Source organism: Caulobacter endophyticus (genome assembly GCF_029543245.1).
Taxonomy (GTDB): domain Bacteria; phylum Pseudomonadota; class Alphaproteobacteria; order Caulobacterales; family Caulobacteraceae; genus Caulobacter; species Caulobacter endophyticus_A.
This window is the reverse complement of sequence record NZ_JARQWV010000002.1, coordinates 117562-133630: the sequence shown is the minus strand read 5'-3', so window position 1 is coordinate 133630 and position 16069 is coordinate 117562. Positions and strand designations below refer to the sequence as shown.

The 16069-nt window shown below is 68.8% G+C and carries 10 protein-coding genes and 1 pseudogene; 9 read left to right on the top strand and 2 right to left on the bottom strand.

Features of this window, described 5'->3' with window-relative positions; translation table 11 throughout:
• Positions 1–175 precede the first annotated feature (175 nt).
• From P7A99_RS02630 to P7A99_RS02600, 7 genes and pseudogenes are all read left to right on the top strand, one after another.
• A complete protein-coding gene (locus tag P7A99_RS02630) occupies positions 176–2614 on the top strand; it encodes a membrane-bound PQQ-dependent dehydrogenase, glucose/quinate/shikimate family (protein WP_277792389.1) in 2439 nt (812 codons plus the stop codon).
• Entirely contained in the window at positions 2611–3867 is a 1257-nt protein-coding gene (locus P7A99_RS02625) for a carbohydrate porin (protein ID WP_277792388.1), read from the top strand. The genes P7A99_RS02630 and P7A99_RS02625 overlap by 4 nt, the downstream gene beginning before the upstream one ends.
• A gap of 4 nt (positions 3868–3871) precedes the next feature.
• Positions 3872–4009: pseudogene (locus P7A99_RS02620) on the top strand (hypothetical protein); the annotation flags it as partial.
• A 141-nt stretch (positions 4010–4150) separates the two neighbouring features.
• Positions 4151–4726, top strand: coding sequence for a shikimate kinase (locus P7A99_RS02615; protein WP_277792387.1), 576 nt, complete (start codon positions 4151–4153; stop codon positions 4724–4726).
• 4 nt (positions 4727–4730) lie between these two features.
• Positions 4731–5846: a 3-dehydroquinate synthase gene (gene aroB, locus P7A99_RS02610; protein ID WP_277792386.1), complete on the top strand. Its 1116-nt coding sequence runs from the start codon at positions 4731–4733 to the stop codon at positions 5844–5846.
• A gap of 159 nt (positions 5847–6005) precedes the next feature.
• Positions 6006–7628, top strand: coding sequence for an HWE histidine kinase domain-containing protein (locus P7A99_RS02605; RefSeq protein WP_277792385.1), 1623 nt, complete (start codon positions 6006–6008; stop codon positions 7626–7628).
• 5 nt (positions 7629–7633) lie between these two features.
• Positions 7634–8002: a response regulator gene (locus P7A99_RS02600; RefSeq protein ID WP_101714994.1), complete on the top strand. Its 369-nt coding sequence runs from the start codon at positions 7634–7636 to the stop codon at positions 8000–8002.
• A gap of 226 nt (positions 8003–8228) precedes the next feature.
• Here P7A99_RS02600 and P7A99_RS02595 read toward each other — a convergent pair whose 3' ends face one another.
• Positions 8229–11282, bottom strand: a complete 3054-nt coding sequence (locus P7A99_RS02595; protein ID WP_277792384.1) for a TonB-dependent receptor domain-containing protein — start codon at positions 11280–11282, stop codon at positions 8229–8231.
• A 473-nt stretch (positions 11283–11755) separates the two neighbouring features.
• Between P7A99_RS02595 and P7A99_RS02590 the strand changes: the two genes are divergently transcribed.
• Complete coding sequence (locus P7A99_RS02590) at positions 11756–13699, top strand: alpha/beta hydrolase family protein (RefSeq protein ID WP_277792383.1); 1944 nt, start codon at positions 11756–11758, stop codon at positions 13697–13699.
• A 51-nt stretch (positions 13700–13750) separates the two neighbouring features.
• Here the strand turns inward: P7A99_RS02590 and P7A99_RS02585 are convergent, their stop codons facing one another.
• A complete protein-coding gene (locus tag P7A99_RS02585; protein WP_277792382.1) occupies positions 13751–14335 on the bottom strand; it encodes a methylated-DNA--[protein]-cysteine S-methyltransferase in 585 nt (194 codons plus the stop codon).
• Between the two features lie 78 nt (positions 14336–14413).
• Here P7A99_RS02585 and P7A99_RS02580 point away from each other — a divergent pair, with 78 nt between their 5' ends.
• A complete protein-coding gene (locus tag P7A99_RS02580) occupies positions 14414–16048 on the top strand; it encodes an amidohydrolase (protein WP_277792381.1) in 1635 nt (544 codons plus the stop codon).
• The last annotated feature ends 21 nt before the right edge of the window (positions 16049–16069 follow it).

The window sequence follows — 16069 nt, the reverse complement described above, 5'->3', positions numbered from 1 at the left end:
CGCGGCCAAAGGGCGTAACCTTGATCGGCCAGAAAAGCTTGCAGGCGGCCGGGTTTGGGTTCACAGCGCGAATGTGACGCTTACCTAGCGTGAGCTTGAGCCCGTGGGGGGCTCCATACGTCCATCAGTTCGGACGGGAGTGGTCGAGCCGCGTCGATCATCCACGGGAGACCCCATGCCCTCCACCCTGTCCGACACCCGTAAAGCCGTCAGTCCGCTGGCGCGGCTGTGGCTGCTGCTGCTCGGCGCGGTCATCGTCGCCGCTGGCCTCTTCTTCCTGATCGGCGGCGGCAAGCTGCTGGTTCTGGGCGGCAGCCCCTACTTCGTGCTGGCCGGCCTGGCGCTGGTCGCGGCCGGGGTGCAGATCGGCCGGGCCAAGGCGAGCGGCGCCCTGCTGTTCGGCGCGGTGTTCGTCGCCACAGTGGTCTGGGCGCTGTGGGAATCGGGCTTTGCGTTCTGGCCGCTGATCTCGCGCCTGCTGGCTTTGAGCGTCGGCGCGGCCGTGGTGGCCTTCTCCTATCCGCTGATGGCGCGGGCCAGCGGCAGGCCCTCGGCCCTCGTTCCCGCCCTGGCGACCGGCGCGGTGCTGGCCCTGGGCGCGGGCGCCGGCTTCACCGCCATGTTCTTCCCCCACCCCACCGTCGCCTTCGCCGGAACGGCCGGCGGCCTGATCCCGGTCGCCCCGGCCAAGGCCCAGAAGAACTGGGAGGCCTACGGCAACACCCCCGGCGCCAGCCGCTTCGTGGCGCTGGACGAGATCACCCGCGATAACGTCAAGGGCCTGAAGGTCGCCTGGACCTACCGCACCGGCGACGTGGCGGTCAGCGACGGCAACGGCGCCGAGGACCAGGACACCCCGCTGCAGGTCGGCGACACCGTCTACATCTGCACCCCGCACAACAACGTCATCGCCCTGGACGCCGACACCGGCCGCGAAAAGTGGAAGACCATCGTCGACGCCAAGGCCTCGGTCTGGATGCGCTGCCGGGGCCTGGCCTATTTCGACGCCGGCGCGCCGCTGCTCCAGCCGACCGCCGCCGGCGCGACGCCCGTCCAGACGGCGGCCGTGCCCGAAGGCGCGCCCTGCCGTCGCCGCATCCTGATGAACACCATCAATGCCGTGCTGATGGCCTTCGACGCCGACACCGGCAAGGCCTGCCAGGACTTCGGGACCGCCGGCCGCGTCGACCTGAAGGCGGGCCTGGGCGACGCGCCCGACCCGCAGTACCAGCTGACCGCCGCCCCGACCCTGGCCGGCACGACCATCGTCGTCGGCGGCCGCATCGCCGACAACGTCCAGGTCGACATGCCCGGCGGCGTGGTGCGCGGCTTCGACGTGATCACCGGCGCCCTGCGCTGGGCCTTCGATCCGGGCGATCCGTCGATCACCGGCGCGCCCCCGGCCGGCAAGACCTATGCCCGCTCGACCCCCAATGTCTGGTCGTCGATGTCGTACGATCCGGCCTCCAACACCGTGTTCATGCCGGTGGGCAGCGCCTCGGTCGACCTCTACGGCAAGACCCGCAGCGCGCTCGACCACCGTTACGGCGCCTCGATGCTGGCGCTGGACGCCACCACGGGCCGCGAGAAGTGGGTCTTCCAGACCGTCCATAACGACCTGTGGGACTTCGACGTGCCGATGCAGCCCAGCTTCATCGACTTCCCCAAGGCCGGCGGCGGCACCACCCCCGCCCTCGTCTTCGGCACCAAGGCCGGCCAGCTCTACGTGCTCGACCGGGCCACCGGCCAGCCGCTGACCAAGGTCGAGAACACGCCGGTCAAGGCCGCCGACATCCCCGGCGAGCCCTATGCCCTGAGCCAGCCGCGCTCGACCGGCATGCCGCAGATCGGCGCCCAGACCCTGACCGAAGCCGACATGTGGGGCGCCACGCCCTTCGACCAGCTTCTGTGCCGCATCGCCTTCAAGGGCATGCGCTACGAAGGCCTCTACACCGCGCCGGGCACCGACAAGTCGCTGAGCTTCCCCGGCTCGCTGGGCGGCATGAACTGGGGCGGCCTGTCGACCGACCCGACCACCAACACCATCTTCGTCAACGACATGCGCCTTGGCCTGTGGGTGCGGATGATCCCGCAGGACACCAGCAAGGTCGCGGCCGCCGGCGGCGGCGAGGCGGTCAACACCGGCATGGGCGCCGTGCCGCTGAAGGGCACGCCCTATTCGGTCGACAAGAACCGCTTCCTGTCGGTGCTGGGCATTCCCTGCCAGGCCCCGCCCTACGGCACGATGACCGCCATCGACATGACCACCCAGAAGATCAAGTGGCAGGTGCCGGTCGGCACGGTACGCGACACCGGCCCACTGGGGATCAAGATGGGCCTGCCCATGCCGATCGGCCTGCCCACCCTGGGCGGTAGCCTGGCGACACAAGGCGGCCTCGTCTTCTTCGCCGGCACGCAGGACTACTATCTGCGCGCCTTCGACTCAGGCACCGGCAAGGAAGTGTGGAAGGCCCGCCTGCCGGTGGGCAGCCAGGGCGGGCCGATGAGCTATCGCTCGCCCAAGACCGGCAAGCAGTACGTGGTGATCACCGCCGGCGGCGCGCGCCAGTCGCCCGATCGCGGCGACTACGTCATCGCCTACGCGCTGAAATGAGCGGGTTGATCGAACGGCTGGGCGCCGCCGCGGGCCTCGCGGCGGCCCTGGCCTGCGCTTCGCCCGCCCTCGCCGGCGAACGCACCACCCTGACCGGCGATTGGGGCGGGCAGCGCACCGACCTGGCCGAAGACGGGATCATCTTCCGGGGCGACTACGTCTCGGAGACCTTCAGCGTGCTGGACGGCGGCCTGCGGCGCGGCGGCGGCTACACCCAGCAGATCCGGGTCGGCGCCGACTTCGACCTCGACAAGCTGGCCGGCTGGTCGGGCGGGATCCTGCACCTGACCTTCAACGACCGGCGCGGCAAGGGCGTATCGTCCGACGTGGTCGGCAACCGGCTGCCGATCCAGGAGGCTTATGGCGGCCAGTACACCCGCCTGACCGAGCTCTCCATCGAGCAGCAGTTGGACGGCGGGCGGCTGGACCTGCGGGCCGGCTTCTTCGCCATGGGCAACGACCTGGGCGGCATGGCCATCGGCTGCAACCTGGTCAACGCCGCCTTCTGCGCCCACCCGCTGTCGATGTCGGGCGACAGTGGCTGGTACAACTATCCCAACGCCCGCTGGGGCGTGGCGGCGCGCTATGCCGTGCGTCCCGACGTCCTCGTGCGCACCGGCGTCTACCAGGTGAACCCGGCCCTCAACGACAAGCGTAACGCCTGGCGGCCGTTCGCCTCGGGCTCGACCGGCGTCATGCTGCCGCTGGAGGTCGAATACGATCGCGGCGGAAAGGGCGGCCTGCCGGGCCACTACAAGCTGGGCGCCTATTACGACAGCTCGCGCGTCACGCGGCAGGGCGAGACCGGAACGGTGAAGGGCCGCTACGGCGTCTACCTGCTGGCCGACCAGATGATCTGGCGCGAGGGAAGCGGAAACCGGGGCCTGTCGCTGTTTGGCCAGTTCACCAGCAATCCCAAGGCCTCCGCCCCGATCACCCGCTGGTATGAGGCGGGCCTGGTGAAGACTGGAACCTTCCGCGGCCGCGACGCTGACACCATCGCCCTTGGCGTGGTCCATGCCCGGCTCAATCCACGCCTGCGCCAGGCCTATGTCGACGCCGCCGCCACGCCGGTCGACTACGGCGCCCTACCGGTCGGCGAGACCGCGATCGAGCTCAGCTACGGCTGGCAGGCGACTCGCTGGCTGACCGTCCGCCCCGACGTGCAGTACGTCATCGAGCCCGGCGCCTTCGGCTATCGCGACACCCCCAACGCCCTGGCCGTAGGCGCGCAGGTGAAGGCGCAGTTCTAGAGGGATCTCCCTCTCCCATAGGGAGAGGGTCGGGGTGAGGGGTTACGGCGTTCGACGGAGCGCCGGCACATCGTCCGACCTCGTAACCCCTCACCCTCCCACCGCTTCGCGGCGGGCCCCTCCCTCTCCCTATGGGAGAGGGGCCGCGCCTTCCCGGCCATGGCGAGGGAATGTAGACCTCCCCAGCACCGCCCCCTCCCCCAAAACTAACGCCCGCCCCAGGAATAACCGCAGTCCCAAGCGTGGCGGCGCGGGCGCGGGTCGTGTATCGGGGAAGCCGACCATGACCGCCGAACTCGCTCCGCCCCGCTATCCAGACCTCCGTGACCGGACCATCGTGCTGGTCGGGCTGATGGGCGTGGGCAAGTCCAGCGTCGGCCGGCGCTTGGCCAACACCCTGGACCTGCCGTTTCGCGACGCCGACAACGAGGTCGAGCGCGCCGCCGGCCGCTCTATCCCCGAAATCTTCGCCGAGATGGGCGAGGAGGCCTTCCGCGACGGCGAGCGCCGGGTCATCGCCCGCCTGCTGGACGAGCCGCCGCATGTGCTGGCCACCGGCGGCGGGGCCTTCGTCAACGCCGAGACCCGCGCCCTGATCAAGGACAAGGCCATCGCCATCTGGCTGAAGGCCGACCTGGAGCTGCTGGCCCGCCGCGTCGGCCGCAAGGACGGCCGCCCCCTGCTGAAGAACCGCGACCCGATGGACGTCCTGCGCGAGCAGGCCGTCACCCGCTATCCCGCCTATGGCGAGGCCCACCTGACCGTCGAGACCGGCGACACGCCCCACATGGTGGCCGTCGAAGCCGTCATCGCCGCCCTGCAGGGCCGCCTCGCCGCCGCGTCCGCCACCGGAGAGTAAGACCGTGATCCGCACCGTTCCCGTGGGCCTGGGCGATCGCGCCTATGACGTCGTCATCGGCACGGGCCTGATCGACAAGGCCGGCGAGCACGTGCTGCCGTTCCTGTCCAAGCGCAAGCGCTGCGCCGTGGTCACCGACGCCAATGTCGGCGAGCACCATGTCGAGCGGCTGTCGGTGTCGCTGGAGAAGGCCGGCGCCGCGGTCGACGTCATCGTGCTGCCGCCGGGCGAGGAGACCAAGAGCTTCGAAGGCCTGGCCCACCTGTCGGACCAGCTGCTGGCCCTGAACCTGGAACGCGGCGACATGATCGTGGCCTTCGGCGGCGGCGTGATCGGCGACCTGGCCGGCTTCGCGGCGGCGATCTACAAGCGCGGCGTCGACTTCATCCAGATCCCCACCACCCTCCTGGCCCAGGTCGACAGCTCGGTCGGCGGCAAGACCGCCATCGACACCCCGCGCGGCAAGAACCTGATCGGCGCCTTCCACCAGCCGCGCCTCGTTCTGGCCGATCTCGACGTGCTGGCCACCCTGCCCGCCCGCGAGCTGACCTGCGGCTATGCCGAGGTGATCAAGTACGGCCTGCTGGGCGACTTCGACTTCTTCGAGTGGCTGGAAAAGAACGTCCACGCCGTGCTCGAACGCGACACGGAAGCCCTGGTCCGCGCCGTCGGCCGCAGCGTCGAAATGAAGGCCGAAATCGTCGCCGAGGACGAGAAGGAGGCCGGCCGCCGCGCCCTCCTCAACCTCGGCCACACCTTCGGCCACGCGATCGAGGCCGAGATGGGCTTCGGCGACGCGCTCAAGCACGGCGAGGCCGTCGGCGTGGGCATGGCCCAGGCCTTCCGCTTCTCGGCCTCGCAAGGCCTGTGCCCGGCCCAGGACGCCGTCCGCGCCGTGGCCGCGATCAAGGCCTCGGGCCTGCCGACCACCCTGGCCGAGGTGCGCAGCCAGCCCTTCGGCGCCGACGCCCTGATCGCCCACATGGGCCAGGACAAGAAGGCCGAGGGCGGGGCCCTGACCTTCGTGCTGGTGCGCAGGATCGGCGAGGCCTTCGTCGCCAAGGGCGTCGATCCGGCCCCGCTGCGCGCCTTCCTGCTGGCCGAGGGCGCGGCGGGCTGAGGCCATCCGCCTCCCTATCGCGTCGGGGCGAGACAAGCGTTTCACGTCACCGCTTCCCTAAAAGCCAAGCTTGTTTACGATCGGCGGAACCGCTGCGGTTCCGGCGCGTTGAGGACGACGCGCCGGAGTGTCCGCGCAGGGGTCTAGGGGGGAGCCTAGGTGACCGTTTTGGAGGCCGACGCCGTGTCCGCGACGGAGGAGATTGCCGATCTCCGCCGAAGGCTGGCCGAAGCGCAGGCCGCGCATGCCGACGAGGTGCGCCGTAACCAGGCGTTCAGTCGCATCGCCGCGGCCATCGGCGCGCACCAGAGCCTGGGCGAGACTGTCCAGGCGGTGATCGACGGCGGCGTCGAGCTGATCGGCGCCCAGTTCGGAGCCTTCTTCTATAACGTCGTCGACAAGGCCGGAGAGAGCTACATGCTCTACGGCCTGGCCGGCGCGCCGCCCGAGGCGTTCGCCGACTTCCCGATGCCCCGCAAGACGGCGATCTTCGCCCCCACCTTCGACGGCACGGGCGTGGTGCGTTCGGACGACGTCACCGCCGACCCGCGCTATGGCCAGAACGTTCCGCGCAAGGGCATGCCCGAGGGCCACCTGCCGGTGCGCAGCTATCTGGCCGCCCCGGTCAAGACCGCCGACGGCCTGGTGCTGGGCGGCCTCTTCTTCGGCCATCGCGATCCCGGCCGGTTCGACTCGCGAGCCGAGACGGTGATCGTCGGCCTGGCCGCCCAGGCCGCCGTCGCCATCGAATGGAGCCGCGCGGGCGAGGCGGGCGATCGCGAACTCACCGAGCGCCGGCGCACCGAGGAGCGCCTGAAGTTCGCCCTCGATTCCGGCCGGCTGGGCTCTTGGGAGCTCGACGTCGAGACCCGCGCCTACGACGCTTCGGACATCTGCAAGTCGAATTACGGCCGCACGCCCGACCAGAACTTCGGCTTCGACGACCTGGTGGCGACCATCCACGCCAGCGACCGCGAACGGATGCTGGCGGCCATGGACGAGGCCATCCGCACGGGCGGCGACTATGACATCGAGTACCGCGTGGTGATCCCCAGCGGCGAGACGCGCTGGGTGCACGCCCGCGGCCGGGCCGCCGTGCGCGACGAGACCCCGGTGATCGGCGGCGGCGTGCGGCGCATGGCCGGGGTGTCGCTGGACGTCACCGAGCGCAAGCGGGCCGAGGAGCGCCAGCGGCTGCTGCTCAACGAGCTCAATCACCGGGTCAAGAACACCCTGGTCACCGTCCAGTCGATGGCCGCCCAGACCCTGCGCGCCGCAGAGGACCTGCCCGCCTTCCGCGAGGCCTTCGAGGCCCGGCTGATCGCCCTCTCCCAGACCCACAACCTGCTGACCGAGCAGAACTGGGAGGGCGCCAGCCTGCGCGAGATCGTCGACGCCGAGCTCGAGGCGTTCGCCGGCCGTGAACGGCTGGAGTTCGACTACGACCGCGACCTGCGGCTCAATCCCAAGGCCACCGTCGCCGTCGGCATGGCCGTGCACGAACTGGCGACCAACGCCGCCAAGTACGGCGCGCTGTCGACTCCCGAGGGCCGCGTCGCCGTCACCTGGACGATCGCCCCGCCCGAGGCGCCGGGTCGCCTGGTCCTGCGCTGGACCGAACGCGGCGGGCCAAGCGTCACCCCGCCGAGCCGTCGCGGCTTCGGCGCCCGCCTTTTGGAGAAGGGCCTCGCCGGCGAGTTGTCCGGCGTGGTCCGTCTCGCCTATGATCAATCCGGCCTGGTCTGCGCCATGACGCTGCCCCTCGCCGCCCTGGAGCCGTGAAACAGATGAAGACCCTCGCCGCCCTGAAGGTACTGGTGGTCGAAGACGAGGCCCTCGTCTCGATGCTGGTCGAGGACATGCTCGGCGATCTCGGCTGCGAGGTCGTGGGCCCGGCCGCCGAGATCGAGGAGGCCCTGCGCCTGGCCGGCTCGGCCGAGATCGACGCGGCCCTGCTCGACGTCAATCTGGGCGGCCGCCCGATCTTCCCGGTCGCCGACGCCCTGAAGGCCCGCGGCGTGCCCTTCGCCTTCGCCAGCGGCTACGGCGAGGCGGGCCTGACCGAACCGCACAAGGGTTCGGCGGTGCTGCAGAAGCCCTTCCGCGAGGCCGACCTGCGCCGCGTGCTCGAAGGGCTGGCCGCCCAGGTCGCCTGACCGCCCGACACACATCGGATTTCAAGACACAGACAGCCGCCCGGGTCGCCCCGGGCGGCTGTTTTCGTTCATGCATCAGTCCTCGCGCGCAGCTTTCACCGAGCTTCCCCGCCTTCGCGGGGGGCTGCACGGATTGAGGGCGCGGCAAGGCCCCGAACGGACAAAGAAAAAGGGCGGCGAGGTCGCCCTCGCCGCCCTTCCCGACCCTCTTAGAGGACTGGTTTTCTTACCACTTCTTGCTGACGTTCACGAACATACGACGGCCGAGGATGTCGTAGGACGAGGCCAGACGCATGTTCGAGAAGCGGCTCGCCGACGACGTCGAGTAGAACGGCGGTTGCTCGTCGAACACGTTGTTGATGCCGGCGATCACGGTGATGTCGTCGAACTTGCGACGGACCGAGATGTCGTGCGTGGCGTTGAACTCGATGTGACGCTTCACGTAGGCGGTCTGGTCACGGTACGCGATGAGGTCCGTGCCGTAGCCGCTGATGGCGTCGTCGACGTCCGAGGTCTTGCCGATCATCTGGGTGGCCCAGGTCACGGTCCAGTCACCCTGGTTGTACGCGACGCCGGTGCGGCCCGCGAAGTCGGGGTAACCCGTGAAGCCCTGGTTCTTGAACGCCGGAGCGCCGCCCGTCAGCTGGGTGTACCAGTCGAGGGTCCAGGTGAACTGGCCCGTGACGGTCAGGGTGCCGTGCGGCAGCTCGTGACGGTACACCGCGCTCAGGTCGATGGCGTTGTTCCACTGCTTGGCCACGTTCAGGTACGCGTCCGACACGGTCAGAACGGCGCCGAAGGTGGCCGAATTGACGTCGGTGTTGCGGGTGATCAGGCTGCAGTACGAGCTGGTCGGGAAGTCAGGCGCATCCAGGCACGAGTCCAGGATGTTGGAAGCGCCGTAGCGCTGCACCTGATTGTTGACCGTCAGTTCCGAGTAGTCGAGCGAGACGTTCAGGTCGATGAAGCTCGGCGTGAAGACGATGCCGATCGACTTGTTGTCCGACTCTTCGGCTTCCAGGTAGCCAACGCCGCCCTTGGCGAAGATGGTGTAGGAGCCGGCGAGGCCGTGCGTCGAGTTCGGAGCGATGCCCAGAGCCGCGCAGTTGGTCTTCTGGCGGTCGGTGACGCCCGCCGTCGTGCCGTACTGGTAGCAGGGGTCGGTGCTCTGAGCCAGGAAGCTGGTCGACGAGCCGAGGTACAGTTCGTACAGCGCCGGAGCGCGGAACGAGGTGCCCTTGTTGGCGCGCAGGGCCCAGGTGGAGTTGATGTTCCACTTCAGGCCGGCCTTGTAGGTGCTGCTCGAGCCGTACGACTTGTAGTCCGAGTAGCGAGCCGAGTAGTTCAGCGTCAGGTTGTCGATGAACGGCAGGTTCTTCAGCAGCGGCACTTCGAGTTCGCCGAAGAGTTCCTTCACTTCGTCCGAACCGTGGGTTTCGGCCGAGGCGGCGGCGCCGTTGTAGTTGCTGTTGCGGCTGTTGTAGCCCGGGACGTCGTCCAGGCTTTCCTTGCGCAGCTGGAAGCCGACGGCGGCGCCGACCATGCCGGCGGGCAGCTTGAACAGGTCGCCGCTGATCGAGCCTTCCACGTACTGGTAGACGTACTCGGTGTGGCCTTGCTCGTAGCCGTTCAGGAAGGCGTACTCTTCCGGCGTCAGGTAGCTGCCGGCGACGGTCGAGACCTTGCCCAGGTTGACGTTGGTCGGGCAGGTGGCGTTCGGCATGTTGGCCGAGATCGTCACCAGCGCCTGGTTGCATCGGGCGGCGCCCGAAACGGCCAGCAGGCGGTCGTTGTAGATGAAGTCCTGACCGTAGTCGCCCGACGACTTGGAGTACTGGCCATAGATGTCCCAGTCCCAGTTGCCGAGAACCGGCAGCGATTCCGGCAGCACGCCGCGGACGCCGAGAACGACGCGGGCGTAGTCGACGCTCTGGTCACGCGTGACCGGCAGCACGAAGATCGGCGAGAACGCCGAAGCCGCCAGCGGCGCGCCGGTCGGACCGACGTAGCTCGGGTTGTTGACGATGTTGAACGGGTTGCCCGGGTTGGCCGCATTGATCGTCGGACCGATCTGGCGAATGCTGCGCTGCTCGGATTCACGACGGTTCAGCAGCAGTTCGCCGTAGACTTCTGTCTTCTCGGTCAGGTCGAAGCCGCCCGAGACGAAGATCGACTTGCGGGTCACCGGCGACACGGCGTGGCGGTAGCCCTGCAGCGGCGAGTCGGTGGTCTGCAGCGCCTGGTTGGCGCGGGCGAAGGCCAGCGGGCTGGCGCAGTTGCCGGTCGTGCTGCTGCCGCAGGTGATCGAGTAGGCCGACTGGACGCCGGCCAGATCCGTACGCAGGTCGGCGGTGACGGCGGCCAGACCGCCGTTGACGCGGCGGAAGCCGTTCAGGTCCCAGCCGTTCGAGACGGCGGTGGTGTCCGGGATGTAGCGGGCGGTGCCGCGGATGTAGATGCCGGTCAGGGTGTTGAGGCACTTGTACGAACCGTCGGGCATGACGAGGTCGCGACGGGCGCCGGTGGTCGGATCGAAGGTGTAGTCCTGCGGGCAGTTCAGGTAGTCGCGGTCTTTGAAGCGCAGACCGTTCGACTGGTAGTAGTCGCCGGCGACGTTCACGTAGCCGCGGCTGAAGGTCCAGCCCTTGGAGATGTTGGCGCGGTAGACTTCACCGCCCTTGCTGAACGGCACGTTGGCGTAGACCGCCATCTCGCCTTCGTCGCTGTTGCGCTTCGTCATGATGTTCACGACGCCGGCGATGGCGTCCGAACCGTAGATCGACGAGGCGCCGCCGGTCAGGATTTCGGTGCGGTCGACGACCGAGCTCGGAATGACGTTCAGGTCGAACGGGCCGACGGTGCCGCCGATGCCGGCGGGACCGGCGCGACGGCCGTTGATCAGGGTCAGGCTGCGCTGGGCGCCCAGGCCGCGCAGCGACAGGGTGTTGGCGCCGTTGCCGCCGGTGGTGACGAAACCGGTGAAGTTGTTGTTGATCTGCTGGGCGGTGGCGCCGAGGATCGAGCTCTGCAGGATCGAAGCGGTGTCGACCTGGCCTTGCAGTTCGGCGCTTTCGCTGGTGATCACGGTCACGGGCGAGGCGCTGTTGAATTCAGAGCGCTTGATGCGCGAGCCGGTGACGATCAGCTCTTCGACCTCGTTGGCGGCCGGCTCGGCCGGCTTGGGCGCGCTGGTCTGGGCCGAGGCGGCCGAAACGGCGCCCAGCATCGCGATACCCGCGATCACCGTGGTCGCAAGCAGATTTCTCTTATCAAACGTCATCAATGAAATTCCCCCGCGGGCTGCCCCCGCACTGCTTTTCGCCGACGACACATCCCATACCGTCGGTTGGGCAAACCGTAACAGGTTTGCGACCCACCTCAACGGACTTGGCCAAATTGTGACGCGGATGTCCGTGATCGTAGCAAATACGACACAGTTTTGCCCACAGTGGCGGCGGAAGCGACCTCGAAGAACGATGATCCTTGGATGAAACTGCTGGCCGCCCCAAGCAATTGCAGGGGTTGAGGGGAAAGCGGAGACGCTGCAAACATCAACCCCACGCTGCGCGCGTCTGTTGCGCGCGCTCATGCAGATTCGGGGGAATCCTGTTGCTTTCCAAGCGTTTGATGAATTCTACAATGGCCGCCGTGCTGGGGGCCACGGCCCTGTCCGCGGGTCCTGTCGCGGCGCTCGCGGCTCCCGCGCCGGCTCCCGCCCAAGCGCCCAGCGCGAAAGATCTTACCCGTTACGCTATGATATCGGACGTCGTTCTTTCGCCCGATGGCAAGCACATAGCCGCGCTCACCTCCAGCGACGGGGTCAAGGTCAACATCTCGGTCTGGCGGACCGACGCGCTGGACCAGCCGCCGACGATCATCGGATCGACCGCCATGACCTTCAAGAGCGTGGAGTTCGTGAAGAACGACCGCCTGCGGGTCATGGCCATGCAGACCCTGACCATCGGCGCGATCCCCGAGACCGGCTTCGACGCCTATTACGGCCACATCAGCAAGACCTACATCACCGACCTGGAAGGCAAGTCGTGGATCAATCCGCTGGGCACGACCGGCGTGGCCAAGAGCGAGGCGGACCAGGTCGTGCGGGCGCTGGAGAACGCCGAGGTCATCGACGACCTGCCGAAGGATCCCAAGAACGTTCTGGTGCTCGACCGCCGCAAGGGCCGGGAAGGCGATATCTACAAGGTCAACATCTACACCAACACGCCCAGCCGCATCGATCACACCGACTACTTCCGCTATGACGGGCTGATCACCAACGCCAAGGGCGAGATCCGCGGCCGTACCGAGCTCGGCTACGATGGCGGCAAGGCCTACTTCGTCCAGCAGATCAAGAACCCGACCACCGGCGCCTGGGAGGACCACTTCCGGTCCTATGCCCGCGACCGCAACTTCAACAACCTGCTGGGCTTCAGCAACGACCCGAACATCGCCTACGTGTCGATGGTCGTGAACAACGGCAAGCGCGGCGTCTACGTCTACGACATCGCGGCCAAGAAGGTCGTCGAGCCCCTGTTCGAGCACAAGCTGTTCGACGCCGGCAACGTGATCCTGAGCAACGACGGCGAGCTGCTCGGCGTCGGCTACAATGACGCGCGCGGCGCCATCTACTGGGTCAACGAAAAGATCGGCGCCCGCTTCAAGGCCGCCCGCACCGCGCTGGGCGTCAAGACCGAGGCCGTGAGCTGGACCGACCCCGACACCGAGCTGAAGACGCGGTTCAACACCTCGTCCGATTTCGACGTCTCGATCGTCGACTGGTCGCGCGACGGCGAGGTGGTCATCGTCGAGCGCTCGGGTCCCAAACTGCCGCCGGAGTACTACCTGCTCGACAAGACCGGCAAGCTGACCCTGCTGGGCAGCTCGCGCCCGTGGGTCAAGACCGACAGCCTGGGCCAGACCAAGCTGGTCCAGTACATCGCCCGCGACGGCCTGCCCATTCCCGCCTTCCTGACGACGCCGCCGGCCAGCTTCGGCCCCGGCCCGCACCCCACGATCATCCATCCGCACGGCGGGCCGTGGTCGCGCGACCAGCTCGACTGGGATCCCGCCGGCTGGGTGCAGTACTTCGCCTCGCGCGGCTATGTCGTGCTGCAGCCCCAGTTCCGCGGCTCGATGGGCTGGGGCGAAAAGCTCTGGCGCGCCGGCGACAAGGAATGGGGCGGCAAGATGCAGGACGACAAGGACGACGGCGCCAAGTGGCTGATCGACCAGAAGCTGGCCGATCCCACCCGCATCGCCATGTTCGGCTATTCCTACGGCGGCTACGCGGCCCTGGCCGCCACCATCCGGCCCAACGGCATCTATCGGTGCGCGGTCTCGGGCGCCGGCGGCAGCCTGTCGGAAATGAAGAAGGCCACCGGCAACAGCCGCATCCTGCGCGAGCGCCAGAAGCCCTCGGTGGACGGCCTCGACGCCATCCAGAACGCCGGCGAGGCCAAGATCCCGATCTTCCTCTATCACGGCGACCGCGACGAGAACGTCGACATCAAGGACTCGCTGCGCTTCATCAACGGGCTGAAGAACGCCGGCAAGCCCTACAAGTGGATGGAGATCAAGGACATGGGCCATGGCTACATCACCATGACCCCCGACATGATGGAGGTTCAGCTGACCGAGATCGAGCGGTTCTTCCAGAAGCAGTGCCAGTTCGGCGGAGCCGTCATCGCGGACGAGTGATCGAACGGAAAGGGCGGCTCGAAGGAGCCGCCCTTTTTCTTCGCGCCTGGCTCAGCGCCCCTTGGGCGGGGCCACCGAGAAGTCCATGTCGAACAGGGTCGGAACGTCGGTGACCCTGGCCCGCTCGATGGTCAGCAGACGGGCCTTTGTGGTCGCGCCGCCGTCGGCGCTGAAGCCGCCAATCTTGCCGTCGGCGCCCAGCACCCGGTGGCAGGGCACCACGATCGGCCAGGGGTTCTCGCCCAGCGCCTTTCCCACCGCCCGCATGGCGCCCGGCTCGCCCATCGCTTTGGCCACCTGGCCGTAGGTCGAGGTCTCGCCCGGGCGGATGGCGCGGGCGATCTCGTAGACCCGGCGATTGAAGGGCTGCACCACGGTCAGATCCAGCGCCACGTCGGACAGGTCGTCGCGCCCTCCGCCGGGATTGCCGGCCAGCAGGTCGATGATGCGGTCGGCCGCCTCGTCCACCTCGGGGGGCGGCGCGGTCTCCTTGGCGTCGGGATAGCGCTTGCGCAGCCGCGCCCAGGCCGCGCCGGGCGCGGCCTCGGGCAACTGCACGCCGATCAGCCCGCCCGCGCCCCATGCCAGGCCGCAGCGACCGATCGCCGTCTCGAAAAGCATGAAGCCCTGTCCCATCCCCGACAGATTAGCACCGCTATTGCCGGACGCGAGCGGCGCCTTCTACCTTTCCACGCTGAAGTTCGGAGACCGCCCTTGCGCCGCATCGCCCCTCTCGCCGCCATCCTCGCCCTGACCGCCGTTCCGGCCCTGGCCGGCGATATCCTGGTCCACGGCGGGCCGATCCATACCGGCGTGACCGGCGCCCCGCCCGCCGAAGCGGTACTGACCCGCGACAAGACCATCGCCTTCGTCGGCCCGCTGGCGGCCGCCCGCGCCAAGGCCGCCAAGGACGTCCGCGACATCGACCTGAAGGGCGGCGCGGCCTATCCCGGCTTCGTCGACGCCCATGCCCACCTGACCGGCATCGGTCTGCGCGAACTGACCCTCAACCTCGACAGGACCGACTCCGTCGAGGCCCTGGTCGCGGCCGTCCGCGCCTACGCCCAGGCCCATCCGGGCGACGCCCCCATCTACGGCCGCGGCTGGATCGAGACCCACTGGCCCGAGAAGCGCTTTCCCACCCGCGCCGACCTCGACCGCGCCGCGCCGGGGCGGATCATCGTCCTGGGCCGCGCCGACGGCCACGCCGCGGTCGCCTCCAGCGCCGCCCTGGCCAAGGCCGGGGTGAGCCGCGACACCAAGGCCCCGGCCGGCGGCCAGATCCTGCACGACGAGACGGGCGAGCCCACGGGCCTGCTGGTCGACCACGCCCAGGCCCTGGTCGAGGGCGTCATCCCGCCGCCCTCCCCCGCCCTCAAGCGCCAGGCGCTGGAGACGGCCGGCCAGCTCTACGCCGGCCGCGGCTGGACGGGCCTCGGCAACATGAGCGTCGAGGCCGCCGACCTCGACCAGCTGCGCCAGCTGGCCGCCGAGGGCCGCTTCTTCCTGCGGGTCGACAACTACATGGATCCCTCCGGCGCCGAGGAGGTGCTGAAGACCGGCCCCAGCGCCGATCCGACCGGCCTGATCCGCCTGCGCGGGATCAAGCTATACATGGACGGCGCGCTGGGCTCGCGCGGCGCAGCCCTGCTGGCGCCCTACAGCGACGCCGAGGGCCTGGGCCTCGTCCTCACCGAGCATGCACAGGGCCTGGCCCTGATGCAGAAGGCGCGGGCCGTGAACGCCCAGGTCGCCATGCACGCCATCGGCGACCGCGGCAACCGCATGGTGCTGGACTGGTTCGGCGAGGTGCTGGGCTCCGACACCGGCCGCCGCTGGCGCATCGAGCACGCCCAGGTGGTCGACGCCGCCGACCTGCCGCGCTTCTCGAAGATGGGCGTGGTGGCCTCGATGCAACCCAGCCACGCCATCGGCGACCTCTATTTCGCGCCCGCCCGCCTGGGCAAGGATCGCCTGAAGGGCGCCTATGCCTGGGCCGACATGCTCAACAGCGGCGCGGTCGTGGCCGCCGGCTCGGACGCCCCCGTGGAGGTCGGCGATCCGCGCATCGAGTTCTACGCCGCCGTCGCCCGCAAGAGCCTGACCGGCTTCTCCAACGCCGACTGGCATCCCGAAGAGGCCGTCAGCCGCCAGCAAGCCCTGCGCATGCTGACCTGGGCCCCGGCCTATGCCGCCTTCACCGACCAGCAGCGCGGCACGCTCGAGCCCGGCAAGGCCGCCGACCTCACCGCCTTCGACCGCGACCTGATGACTGTGCCGGAAGCCGAGATCCTGAAGGCCCAGCCGATCCTGACGGTGGTCGACGGCAAGGTGGTTTTCGGGCGGTAGGGCGCCTTCTCCCTTCCCCCA